Annotated in this window: 11 protein-coding genes; 1 reads left to right on the forward strand and 10 read right to left on the reverse strand. The window is 70.7% G+C overall.

What is annotated here, in order from left to right; all coding sequences use genetic code 11:
* Positions 1-36 precede the first annotated feature (36 nt).
* From ACFYWX_RS25740 to solA, 10 genes are all read right to left on the reverse strand, one after another.
* On the reverse strand, positions 37-975 hold the full coding sequence (locus ACFYWX_RS25740; RefSeq protein ID WP_389426450.1) for an aldo/keto reductase: 939 nt from the start codon (positions 973-975) through the stop codon (positions 37-39).
* Entirely contained in the window at positions 972-2,426 is a 1,455-nt protein-coding gene (locus ACFYWX_RS25745) for an aldehyde dehydrogenase family protein (RefSeq protein ID WP_389426451.1), read from the reverse strand. Before ACFYWX_RS25745 ends, ACFYWX_RS25740 begins: the two co-directional genes overlap by 4 nt.
* Positions 2,423-3,376, reverse strand: a complete 954-nt coding sequence (locus tag ACFYWX_RS25750; RefSeq protein ID WP_389426452.1) for a succinylglutamate desuccinylase/aspartoacylase family protein — start codon at positions 3,374-3,376, stop codon at positions 2,423-2,425. The genes ACFYWX_RS25745 and ACFYWX_RS25750 overlap by 4 nt, the downstream gene beginning before the upstream one ends.
* A 23-nt stretch (positions 3,377-3,399) precedes the next feature.
* Positions 3,400-4,791 (reverse strand): aminotransferase class III-fold pyridoxal phosphate-dependent enzyme, encoded by a 1,392-nt coding sequence (locus ACFYWX_RS25755; RefSeq protein ID WP_389426453.1) that lies wholly within the window; start codon positions 4,789-4,791, stop codon positions 3,400-3,402.
* Positions 4,788-5,657 carry an ABC transporter permease gene (locus ACFYWX_RS25760; protein ID WP_389426454.1) on the reverse strand — a complete coding sequence of 290 codons (870 nt, stop codon included), beginning with the start codon at positions 5,655-5,657 and terminating at the stop codon, positions 4,788-4,790. Before ACFYWX_RS25760 ends, ACFYWX_RS25755 begins: the two co-directional genes overlap by 4 nt.
* On the reverse strand, positions 5,654-6,574 hold the full coding sequence (locus tag ACFYWX_RS25765; RefSeq protein WP_389426455.1) for an ABC transporter permease: 921 nt from the start codon (positions 6,572-6,574) through the stop codon (positions 5,654-5,656). Before ACFYWX_RS25765 ends, ACFYWX_RS25760 begins: the two co-directional genes overlap by 4 nt.
* Before the next feature lie 5 nt (positions 6,575-6,579).
* The gene (locus ACFYWX_RS25770; RefSeq protein ID WP_389426456.1) at positions 6,580-7,731 is read right to left on the reverse strand and encodes an ABC transporter ATP-binding protein; all 1,152 of its coding nucleotides are present in this window, start codon (positions 7,729-7,731) and stop codon (positions 6,580-6,582) included.
* Complete coding sequence (locus ACFYWX_RS25775; RefSeq protein WP_389426457.1) at positions 7,724-8,854, reverse strand: extracellular solute-binding protein; 1,131 nt, start codon at positions 8,852-8,854, stop codon at positions 7,724-7,726. The genes ACFYWX_RS25770 and ACFYWX_RS25775 overlap by 8 nt, the downstream gene beginning before the upstream one ends.
* Positions 8,855-8,961: 107 nt before the next feature.
* A complete protein-coding gene (locus ACFYWX_RS25780; RefSeq protein WP_389426458.1) occupies positions 8,962-9,948 on the reverse strand; it encodes a succinylglutamate desuccinylase/aspartoacylase family protein in 987 nt (328 codons plus the stop codon).
* Positions 9,949-9,953: 5 nt separating this feature from the next.
* Positions 9,954-11,087, reverse strand: coding sequence for an N-methyl-L-tryptophan oxidase (solA, locus tag ACFYWX_RS25785; RefSeq protein WP_389426459.1), 1,134 nt, complete (start codon positions 11,085-11,087; stop codon positions 9,954-9,956).
* Positions 11,088-11,344: 257 nt separating this feature from the next.
* On the opposite strand from solA, the gene ACFYWX_RS25790 reads away from it, so the two are divergent.
* Positions 11,345-12,091, forward strand: coding sequence for an IclR family transcriptional regulator (locus ACFYWX_RS25790; protein ID WP_389426547.1), 747 nt, complete (start codon positions 11,345-11,347; stop codon positions 12,089-12,091).
* Positions 12,092-12,161: the final 70 nt, after the last annotated feature.

Consider the following 12,161-nt stretch of genomic DNA (forward strand, 5'->3'; position numbering starts at 1 on the left):
CCTCAATTCGCAGGTGCCGAAGGGGAGTTGGTTGTCTCAGACGACGCGGTCACCGGGAGTGACGAGGGCGTCGAGGGCGGCCAGGTCGGCCGCGTCGGGTGTCCAGTCGGCCGCGGCCGCGTTGGCGGTGACCTGGCCGGCGGTCATGGCGCCGCAGATCACGGAGCCGACGGCGGGAAGCGCGGCCAGACCACCGACGGCGACCTGCAGGAGCGTCAGGCCCCGCTCGGCGCCGTACGCCGTGAGCGCCTCGACACGGTCGAGGGCCGCGTCGGTGAGCCAGCCCTGACGCCAGGACAGGCGGCTGCCGGGCGGGGGCTGCTCACCGCGCCGGTACTTGCCGCTGAGCAGGCCGTTGGCGAGCGGGTAGTACGGGAGGAGGCCGATGCCGTGGCGCAGACAGGCCGGGATCAGGTCCTCCTCCACGCCGCGGTCGAGCAGGTGGTAACGCGCCTGGGTGGAGACGAAGGCGTCGGTGAGCTGTTCGGACGGCAGGTCGGAGCAGCCGATGTGGCGGATCTTGCCCTCGTCGACGAGTTCGCACAGGGCGGCGATCGTCTCGTCGAGCGGGGTGACGCCGTCCGGCTCGTGGTACTGGTACAGGTCGATCCGGTCGGTGCCCAGGCGGCGGAGCGACGCCTCGACGGCGTGGCGGACGTAGCGGCGGGAGCCGCGCGGGCCGTGTCCCTCGGCCTCCTCGTCCATCTCCATACCGAACTTGGTGGCCAGGACGATCCGATCGCGGTGGCCTTTGAGGGCGGCACCGAGGAGGCGTTCGCCGTCGCCGCGCGAGCCGCCCTGTTCGCCGAAACCGCCGTACATGTCGGCCGTGTCGAACAGGGTGATGCCCGCGTCGAGGGCCGCGTGGACGACGGCCTTCGTGCCCTCCTCGTCCAGACGGGAGCCGAAGTTGTTGCCGCCCAAGCCGACCACGGAGACCGTCGGGCCGCGTTCGCCCAGGCCGCGATACCTCATGGCCTGCCTCCGAATCCGATGCAGACGTTCTTGGTCTGCGTGTAGCTCGCCAGGGCTTCCAGGCCCTTCTCCCGCCCCCAGCCGCTGTGCTTGTAGCCCCCGAAGGGAAGCTCGACGCCGGTGCCGACGCCGGTGGCGTTGACGTAGACCTGGCCGGTCCTGACGCCCTGGGCCAGGCGCATCGCCTTGTCGATGTCACGGGTCCAGACGTACGAAGCCAGGCCGTACGGACTGTCGTTGGCGATCTCCAGCGCCTGGTCCGCGTCGTCGAAGTCGATGACGGTGACGACCGGGCCGAAGATCTCCTCGCGAGCGCAGCGGGCGTCGTTCGTCAGGCCGGTCAGGACGGTCGGCTCGACGTAGTAGCCGTCTGCCAGCTCGGGGTCGGACGGAGCGCCGCCACCCACGCGGACCGTCGCGCCCTCCTGCCGGGCCAGGTCCAGGTAGCTCAGTACCCGGTCGCGCTGCCGGGCGGCGACCAGCGGGCCGATGTCGGGGTCCGTCAGACCGGGACCGACGCGCAGGGCGGCGATCTTGTCGACCAGCCGGTCCAGGAAGTCCTCGGCACCACGTTGGAGGAGCAGCCGGGTCCCGGCCGAGCACATCTGCCCGGCGTTGCTGAACGAGGCGCCGAGGATCGCGGTGAGCGCCAGGTCGAAGTCGGCGTCGGCGAAGACGACGAACGGTGACTTGCCGCCCAACTCGGTCACGGACGGCACCACGTTGGCTGCCGCCGCCCGGGCGACCTTGATGCCGGTCGGCACCGAGCCGGTGAAGGTGACCTGGTCGATGTCCGGGTGGCCGGCGAGGGCCGCGCCCGTTTCACCGTCACCGGGGAGGACGTTCAACACCCCCGGCGGCAGCCCGCACTCCAGGGCGATCCTGCCGATCTCCAGCGGGGTGAGCGGGGCCTCGGGCGACGGCTTGAGCACCACCGTGCAGCCTGCCGCAAGCGCCGGGGCGGAACCGCGAGCGGTGTTCTGGAGCGGGTAGTTGAAGGGGATGATCTGGCCCGATACGCCGATGGGCTCGCGCACGGTGTAGTCGATCAGGCCGGGGCCGAGGGGGATGGTCGTGCCGCCGAGCTTGTCGGCGAAGCCCGCGTAGAACTCGAAGTAGCGGGCGGCGGCCTCGACGTCCGCCTTCGCCTGGCTGAGCGGCTTGCCGACGTCCTGGCTCTCCAGCCGGGCCAGCCGCTCCCCCTGGTAGCGGATCGCGTCGGCGACGCGGTGCAGCAGCCGGCCCCGGTCGGCGGCGCGCATCCGGGCCCACTCGGGCGCGCCGAAGGCCGTCCTGGCCGCCGCCACCGCCTGGTCCACGTCCGCCGGACCGGCCAGTGCCACCTGGGCCATGGCCGTCCCGTCCGACGGGTCGAGGACGGTGAAGGTGCGGCCGTCGGCGGCCGGGACCTGCTTGCCGTCGACGAGGAGCAGCCGGGTGTCCCCGCTCATGGCTGGATCTCCCCCTGCACCTCGCCGAAGATGACGACCTCGTCGCCGGGACGGACGGTACGGATCCGCCGCACCCACAGCACGATGCCGTCCTGTGGGGCACGGACCTCCTCCAGCGTGTTGCCGTAGTGGTCGACGATGTGGGCGATCAGGTCGCCCTCCTTGCAGGTCTCCCCCGGCTCGGCGTGCCCGAGGAAGAAGCCGCCGGCGGCGGAGCGGGCGAAGGTGCCGGAGACCGTCGTGTAGCTGTCGCGCAGCCTGGCCTCGCCGTCGGTCATGCCGAACTGCCGCATGATGTTGCGGATCGAGTCGATGTGCAGCTCGACATTGGTCTCGCGGTAGGTGCCGCCGCCGGCCTCGATGGTGATGGCCGGCTTGCCCGCCGCGAGGGTGGGGTGGCGGACCGTACCGCCCCACTTGCCGCCCTTCCAGACCAGCTCGTGACCGGCCGCGAGGGCGAGGTCGGTTGCCAGCTCCTCGTAGCCGCCCTGGAGGATGACGAGCGGGGCGATCTCGCCGAACGTGCCGCCGGTGTGCAGGTCCACCAACGCGTCGATGGCCGGCACGACCTGCTCGACGAAGGCGGCGGCCAGCCGCAGGGAGTACGAGCCGTCGGCGTCGCCGGGGAAGATGCGGTTGAGGTTGAGGTGGTCGAGGCCGCTGGTGCGGGCGGCCGCCTCGAAGGCCGGTGTGTTCATGCAGGGGATGCCGACGAGGGTGCCGCGCAGGGTGGCCGGGTCGGTCTCGGCGAGGACGCGGCGGATGGCTTCCTGGCCATCGTACTCGTCGCCGTGCACGCCCGCGTCCACGCACAGCACCGGGCCGTCCTGGGCGCCGTTCACGACGATCAGCGGTATACCGAGCTCCACGCCGTAGGTGCTGGTGCCGACCGGGATGAGGCCCTGGGCGCGCTCGCCGGGGGCGACGGTCAGCGGACCGATGGAGTACATGTCGTTCCTTTCGAGGTGTGGTGTCACAGGCGGGCGGACGCCTCGTCGAGGGTGTCGGCGAGGATGTCGGCGATACGGTCGAGGAGTTGGCGGTCGCTGATCAGCGGGGGCGCGATCTGCACCAGCGGTGCCGCGCGGTTGTAGACGCGGGCGAGCAGGCCGGCCTCGCGCAGCCGGCGCGGGATCAGGTCGGCGACCAGGTCGGCCCGGGCGCGGTCGCTGAAGCCGCCGCGGTCGAGGTCTCCGACGAGTTCGCAGGCGTAGAAGAACCCGGCGCCGCGGACGTCGCCGACGATTCTCAGGTCCGTGAGAGCCGCCATGCGCGTCGCGAGGTGGTCCTGGAGGTCGCGGACGTTGTCCAGGATCCGGTCGCGTTCCATGATCTCCAGGCTGCGCAGGGCGATGGCCGCGCTCAGGGGGTGCCCGGCGAAGGTGTAGCCGTGGTTGAGGACCGCGCCGGGCTGATTGATGACCTCGACGACGCCGTTGCTGACCAGAGTTGCGCCCATGGGGGCGTATCCGGCGGTGATGCCCTTGGCGACGGTGACGATGTCGGGGCGGGCGCCGTAGCGGCCCCCGCCGAACCACTCGCCCAGCCGGCCGAAGGCGGTGATCACCTCGTCGGCGACGAGCAGGAAGCCGTACCGGTCGGCCAGGGCCCGCAGCCCCTCCCAGTAGCCCGCCGGAGGCGTGATGCATCCGCCCCGGTTCTGCACCGGCTCGGCGATCAGCATCGCGACGGTGTCCGGGCCCTCGGCCAGGACGGCGGCCTCCAGCTCGGCGAGCAGGCGGGCGGTGAACATCTCGTCGTCGGCGTGTTCGGGAGCCAGGCCGAAGCGGTTGGTGTTGGACACGAACCGGGTGTCGATCGCCGGGGGGCCGTACGGCTCCTTCAAGCCGGGGTCGTCAGTGAGGGACAGGGCGCCGATGGTCAGGCCGTGGTAGGCGCCGCGCCGGGCGATCGCCTTGACCCGTCCCGTCTCGCCGCGCAGGGCGTGGTAGCGGCGGGCGATCTTCCAGGCGGTCTCGACGGCCTCGGCGCCGCCGCCGGAGAAGAAGGTGTGCTCGACATCCACCGGGGCGATCCGGGACAGCCGCTCGGCGAGTTCGATGGCCGTCGGGTGCGCGGAGGAGGACCACAGCGGGCTGAAGCACAGGTCGCGCAGCTGCCGGTCGGCGGCCTCGGCGAACTCGGGGGCGTAGGAGTAGCCGAGTTGGCAGCAGTACAGACCGGAGAGGCCGTCGATGTAGCGCCGGCCGTCCGCGTCGTCGACGTACGGACCTTCGCCGCGCTGGACGACGAAGAGGTTCTCGCCCTCGGGGCCCAGCGAGCCGTTGGGGGTCATGTTCAGCAGCAGGTGCCTGGCCGCGGTGGCGGACAGTTCACCGGCCGGGGTGCGGGTGCTGGTGGTCATGATGGGGTCTCACTTCCGGCGGGCAGGCCCACGGTGGGCTCGGTGGGCAGCAGGCCGTCCTGCTTTCCGGAGCCGCTGAGCCTGCGCACCACTGCGACCAGGGCGAGGGCCACGACGGCGACGGCGATGAGGATCGCGCTGACGGCGGTCACCGACGGGTCGACGTTGTACTGGAGGACGTTGAACACCTGCACGGGCAGGGTCACGGTGTCCACGGAGGACAGGAACTGCGAGATGAAGAACTCGTCGAAGCTGGTGATGAAGGAGAAGATGCCGGCGGCGACCATGCCGGGCATGGCCAGCGGGAGGGTGATCCGCCGCCAGACGGTCAGCCGGCCCGCGCCCATGCTGGCGGCCGCGTCCTCCAGGCGTTCGTCGATGCCCTTCAGGGTGGCCATGAGGATCATGACGGCGATCGGTGAGGCCAGCACGGTGTGGCCGAGCGCGATGGCGATGGGGCTGCCGAGCATCGCCGCCGGTTCGAAGAGGAGGAACAGGCCCAGGGCGATGACGACCTGGGGGATCACCAGGGGGGCGAGGACCAGGCCGTAGACCGCCGAGCGCAGCGGCAGTTCGCTGCGGACGAGGGCGGTGGCCGCCGTCATGCCCAGGATGAGCGAGAACACGGTGGTGAGGGCGGCGACCAGCGCGCTCAGGGAGAGCGCGGCCGGCCACTTGCTGCCGTCGGCGAACAGTTGCTTGTACCAGCCGAGCGTCCAGGCCTCCGGCGGGAAGTTGCCGAAGGCGTCCTTGCCGAAGGAGGTGACGACGATGACGACGATCGGCAGGGCCAGGAACACCAGGATCAGGGTCGCGAGCACCGTCAGGGTGATGCGGCCGGCCAGGGTGGAGCGGAGCTCGATCATGACGTCGCACCCCGCTTCCGCAGGGTGTCGCCGGCCGATTTCAGCAGCCTGAGCAACAGCAGTCCGGCGAAGGTGAGCAGCAGCAGGATGATGCCGAGCGCCGAGGCGCCGTTCCACTGGTTCTGCTTCATGACCTGCTCGTCGATGAGTGAGGCGACCATGGTCTGCTTCTCTCCGCCCATCAGGGCGGGGGTGAGGTAGTAGCCCAGGCAGAGGATGAAGGACAGCACGCCGGCGTTGACCAGGCCGGGGGCCACCAGAGGGACGTAGACGCGGCGGAAGATGGTGATCCGTCCGGCGCCCATGCCGGCCGCCGCGGCGAGCAGCCGGCGGTCGATGCCCTTCATCACGGCGTAGAGCAGCAGGACGGTGTACGGCAGCATCACCGCGGTCGTGCCGATGACGACGCCGATCTCGTTGTAGAGCAACTGAAAGGGTGCGCCCGGGAAGTGAAGGTCCGTCAGGACGTTGTTCACCACGCCGTTGTCACCGAGCAGGATGATCCAGCCGTAGGTGCGCACCAGCGCGCTGATGAAGTGCGGGACGACCACCACCAGCATCGCCAGGCCCGCCCACAGCGGCCTGAGCCGGGAGATCGCGGATGCCAGCGTGAAGCCGACGACCAGGCTGAGCAGGGAGGTCTCGAGGGAGATCCGCAGGGTCGTGAGGAGGATCTCCAGGTTGGCGCCCCGGAACGCGTCGGCGTACCAGTGCAGCGTGAAGCCGCCGTTCTCGCCCTTGAGGCTCAGCATCAGAGTGCTGAAGATCGGATAGACGAAGAGAATCAGCAGGTACACGACGACGGGGGTGGCGTTCAGCAGACCGAAGCGGGTGCGACGCTCGGACCACACGCGGACCCGTCGTTTCTTGCGGGGCACCGGAGCGGCGGAGCCCGATACGGGAGCGAGCACGGTCACGGTTCTCACCCCCCGTGTTCCGGGTCGGGGACCACGTCAGGGAAGACGCTGACGTTCGCGGGGTCCGCGGCGAGGCCGACACGTTCGCCGAGGGCGGGGGCGCGTCCGGCCGGCAGTTCCAGCCGTACGACTTCGGTGTCCGCGCCTGAGACGGGGCGGACGGTGACGCGTACGAGCGTGCCGACGTAGGTGACCGTCTCCACGGTCCCGGTACAGAACCCGTCGTCGGGCGGGCACAGGACGAGCCGTCCGGGCTGGACCGCCGCACGTACCCGCGCGCCGTCCGCGACGGCCTGGGGGCGAGCGGTGAGCAGACCACCCGTGTCGAGTCGTACGAGGGTGCGCTCCGCCGTCTGCTCCTCCAGGCGGCCGGGGAGGAAGTTGGCGGCCCCGAGGAAGTCGGCGACGAACGGGGTGCGGGGGCGCTCGAAGAGCTCCTGCGGGGTGTCGAACTGGTCGATCCGGCCGTCCCGCATGACCGCGATGCGGTCGGAGAGGACGAGGGCCTCCTCCTGATCGTGCGTGACGTAGATGACGGTGAGGCCGAGTTCCTGCTGGATGCGCTTGATCTCGGTCTGCAGCTGGTCGCGCAGCTTCTTGTCGAGGGCGCCCAGCGGCTCGTCCATGAGGATCACCGGCGGCCGGTAGACCAGGGCCCTGCACAGCGCGACGCGCTGCTGCTGGCCGCCGGAGAGCTCGCGCGGACGGCGGCGGGCCAGGGCGGACAGCCCGGCCATCTCCAGAGTCTCGCCGACCCGGCGGCGCTGCTCCGCCTTCGAGGCGCCCCGCAGCTGGAGCGGGAAAGCGACGTTCTCCCAGACCGTCATGTGCGGGAAGAGCAGGTACTGCTGGAAGACGAAGCCCAGGCCTCGTTTCTGCGGGGCCAGCCGGGTCACGTCACGGCCGCCGACGACGATGCTGCCGGAGTCGGGGTCGCAGAACCCGGCGATCATCATGAGGGTGGTCGTCTTGCCGGATCCGGAGGAGCCGAGGAAGGTGACGAACTCCCCTCCCGCTATCTCCATGGAGACCTCGTCCACGGCGGTGACGCCGGCGTACGTCTTGCGCAGTGCCCTGACGGACAGCGCCTTGCCGGTACAGGTGTCCGTCGGCGGCGGCATCACCGGCAGGTCGACCTTCGTTCCGAGTTCAGGCATGCGTCCACTCCTGCCAGCGCTTGGACACGGCGTCCTGGTTCTTGATCCACCAATCGACGTCCAGGTCGAAGCCGGACTCCAGGTGCTCGGGCGAGCTGGCCAGGTTCGCGGCGGTGGCGGGCTTGAGCTTCTTGTAGGCGGCCGGCACCGACGGGGCCATGGGGTAGATCTCGGCGTAGGCGGCCTGTACCTCGGGGCGCAGCGCGAAGTCGATGAGCTGGTAGGCGGCGTCGAGGTGGGCGGCGCCCTTGGGGATGCCGAGGGCGTTGCTCTGCCGGCGGGCGCCGTTCCACTGGTAGGCAAGCGGCGCGCCGCCCTTGATCAGGGCGTCGAGGCGGCCGTGCCAGACGCTGGAGGCGTCGACCTCCTTGCGGCCGAGGAGCACGCCGGGCAGGGCGCCGGTGTCCCAGAACTTCCTGACGTGGGGCTTGATCTCGCTGAGGGCCTTGAAGGCGCGGTCCACGTCGAGGGGGTAGAGCTTGTCCAGCGGTACGCCGTCGGCGAGGAGGGCGAACTCCAGCTCGGGCAGGTCGGCGTCCAGGGCCTGCAGAGCGCGGTTGCCGGAGAAGGCCCTGGTGTCCCAGAAGTCGGCCCAGGAGGAAGGTTTCTTCCCCCCAAACGCGTCCGTACGGTACGCCATCACGCTGGCCCAGTAGTTCTTGCCGACCGCGTTGGAGGTGACCAGGTTCTTGGCGATGCCTGCGTTCTTGAAGTTCTTCAGCCGGTCGTAGTCCAGCTCCTGAGTGGCGCCCTGCTGCTGGAAGAGCACGAAGTCGGCCATGGAGTCGTCGATGACGTCGAACTGGGGGCGGCCCTGCTTGATCTGGGCGAGCATCTGGGCGTACTCGATGTTCACCACCTTGACCTGGATGCCGGTCTCCTTGCTGAACGGCTCGTAGATCGCCTGCTGGTTGGCGTCGCCGTAGGTGCCGCCGCTGTTGCGGACGACGAGCGTCTTGGAGCTCTTGCTGCCGCTGCCGCTGTCGACGGACCGGCTGGTGCCGGTGCCGCACGCGGTGAGCGAGGTGGCCGCGACGCCTGCGGCGATGCCGCCGACTCCGCGCAGGAACACTCTGCGGTCGATCCGGGCGTCACGCGGCTGGGCCGCATATCGATTCGTCACCGGGGGCCTCCTGGGGGTGCGGTACGAGGGGAGGGGACGTGTGGGGGGCGCGTTCCGTTCGGGTTTCTCTTCTTGTCGTGCGGGGAGGGCTTGAGGGGTCGGGGGGGTCAGCGGCCGGGGTCCCGCGGTGCGGCCGCGATGGCGGCCAGTTCGGCGCCGGGGGCCACGGTCAGGCCGTGCATGCCGTAGAAGATCCGCCCGGTGGCCGGGGCGAGGACCTTGTGCTCCTGGCCGTCGGCCGGGTCGATGACGCGGCCGAGGATCTGGCCCTCCGTCACGTCGTCGCCCGCGGTGAACTCCGGGAACCACAGGCCGGTCGCCTCGCAGGTGACGCCGGCGGCCCAGACCCATGCGCGGACGGCCGTGTCGTCCTGGGGCTTGGTGTCCAGGACGCCGAGCCGGCCCAGTACCCCGTACAGACCGTCGACGAGACGACGGGCGGTGCCCGCGTCGCGTTCGCCGAGCTGGCCGGTCTCCACGAGGATCGCCGGGACGCCCCGGCGGGCGGCGGCCGCGTGGCTGTTGCCGCCGTCGGCGTTCATTCCGAAGATGACGTCCTCGATGCCGAGGGCTTCCGCCATGTCCGCGGTCTTCGCGTCCAGTTCGGGGTCGCCGGTGAGGCGGTAGCCGACGAAGTCCTTCAGGACCTCGTCGATGCCACCGGAGTGCAGGTCGACGTAGGCGTCGGCGCCGTCCACCAGGTGGGCGAACAGCCATGCCGCGAGACGTTCGGTGGGGCCGCCCTCGGGGTCGCCCGGGAAGACGCGGTTGATGTTCACGCCGTCGAGCGGGGAGACGCCGAGGCGACCCTGGTACACGGCCGGCGGGTTGGCGACGGGGCACACGACGACCTGGCCGTGCACCTCGCCGGGCTCCAGCAGGGCGGCGAGTCGGGTGGCCGCGTCGATGCCGGTGAACTCGCCGCCGTGCACGCCGGCCGTGATGAGGACGCGGGGGCCGGGGCGGGTGCCGTTGACGAGGGTGAGCGGGATGTCGACGGTGAGCGTGCCGAGGTCGACGGGCAGGGTGCCGCGGGTCTTGCTGCCGGGCTCGGCGCTCAGCGTGCCGACGAGGAGAGGGTCGGTCGTGGTCATCGTCGTCACGCTTCCGTCCGGTCGAGGGTCGAGATGAAGTCGATGGGCCGGGGCGAGGTTCCGTCGAGCGCCAGGTCGGCCGCGATGTCGCCGAAGGCGGGCGAGAGCTTGAAGCCGTGGCCGGAGAACCCGGCGAGCAGGACGACGTTCTCGGCGCCGGGCAGCGGGCCGACGAGGGGGCGGCTGCTGTCGGTGTAGCCCTCCATGTAGACGGAGAGGCGGACCGGGTCGGGGCTCAGGTCCGGCATGTACCGGCCGATGAGGTCGGTGAAGATCTCCAGCTCCTCCGGCTGCACGTTCCGGTCCAGCCGGTTCGGGTCGCCGGCCGGGCGGTGCAGGGCGCGGGAGAGGCCGAGCTTGACGGAGACGCCGTCCGGCGAAGGGAGGCCGTAGCAGTGGGTGGGCGCGGTACGGATGAACGCCGGGCGCTCCTCCCCGAACCAGGCGTCGGCCGTGGGCACGTACCAGGCGCTGATGAGGCGGCGGATGTCCACCTCCCAGGGCAGTTCGGGAAGCAGGTCGTTCACCCAGGGGCCGACGGTGACGACGGCGGTGTCGAAGTGCTCGCTGCCCGCGTCAGTGCGGACCTCCACGCCGCCCGCGACGGGCACGATCTCGCGGACGGTGGTGTAGCGGTGGATGCGGGCGCCGAGCTGCTCCGCGCGGCGGGCGGCGGTCTGGATCGTCAGCTCCGGCCGGATGAAGCCCGCCCGGCGGTCGAGCACGGCCGCGTCGCCCTCCTCGATCCGGAACTGCGGGAAGCGCTTGGCCAGCGACTCGGTGTCGAGGACCTCGTGGTCCAGGCCGTGCTCGGCGATGGACTGCAGGACCGTGGCCATCTGCTGGTGCTCGGTCGGCCCCATCAGCAGGCAGCCGGTCAGGCGGCGCAGCTCACGGCCGGTCTCCTGCTGGAGCTGCTCCCACAGGACGTCGGCGTGCTTGAGCAGCGGGACGTAGCGGGAGTCCTCGAAGTGGGCGCTGCGGAAGATCCGGGTCTCGCCGCCGGCAGCGCTGCGGTCGTGGCCGGGGGCGAAGCGGTCGTAGCCGACCACCTCGGCTCCCCGGGCCGCCAGACGCCAGGCGGCCTGGCTGCCCATCGTTCCGACGCCTACGACGGCGACGCGCTTGCTGGCTGACACGAGGGTTCCTTTCGTCATCCGGGGCGAGGATGCTGGGCGCCCGGTATGCGGATTCTGTGATTCCGGATGCGAGTAGGGCTAGAGGCTGCCTGCTCGCGGTTTGCGGAGAGAGGGGGCTTCGGGTCACTTCGTCGAGTGCCGTGCCACATTGTGGAACGCTGTGCTAGAATCTGGCACGAGAATGGCAGTGACATTCGGAGGGAGTCAAGGGGTGTACTCAAGGAAATCCGAGAGTTAACGGGGGAAATCAGATGGAAATGAAGAGCGTGACCAGGTCATTGCGGATCCTGGAGGCGGTGGCGCAGCACCAGCCGGTGACGGTGGGGGAACTGACCAAGCTCTTCGGTCTGCCCAAGTCGACCGTGCAGCGCACGCTGATCACTCTCAACGAAGCCGGGTGGCTGCGTGCCAACCGCAAGGACACCACCCGCTGGGAGATCGGCGCGCGGGTGCTCGCCGTCCGGCCGGCTGCGCTGCAGGGCTCGAGTCTGTTCGCGGCCGCGCGCGAGCCCATGATCCGGCTCCGGGACGCGGTCAACGAGACCATTCACCTGTCGGTGCCGGACGCGTTGCAGGGCATGGTGGTCGTCGACCGGGTGGACTGCACGCATGCGGTACGGACGTTCCACGCCATCGGCGACACGTCTCCGCTGCACGCCACCGCCACCGGGCGCGCCGTCCTGGCGCGTCTGCCGAAGGCGGACGTCGATGAGCTTGTCGCGCGAGGGCTGGAGGCGTTCGGCGAGGCGACGCCGACCGATGCGGGAGCGTTGCACGCCGAGCTGGACCGCATACGCGGCGACGGTTACTCGGTCAACCGCAATCAGTACCGGCCGGACGTGTGCGCCGTGGCAGCGGCGATCCTGGACGAGGATGGCACACCGCTGGCGACGATCGCCGTGTCCATGCCGGAGTCGCGGTTCGACGCGGGACGGCTTCCTGAGCTGGGGCGTCTTGTCGGGGAGACGGCGAAGGAGATCGCGGTGCGCCGTCTGGGTGCGTGAACGCTCCGCGGGTGCGGGAGGTTATGCCGGTGCGGGGAGTTCGTGGCTGATCGCGCCCACGCGGCGGAGC

Source organism: Streptomyces sp. NPDC002888 (genome assembly GCF_042888465.1).
Lineage (GTDB): Bacteria > Actinomycetota > Actinomycetes > Streptomycetales > Streptomycetaceae > Streptomyces.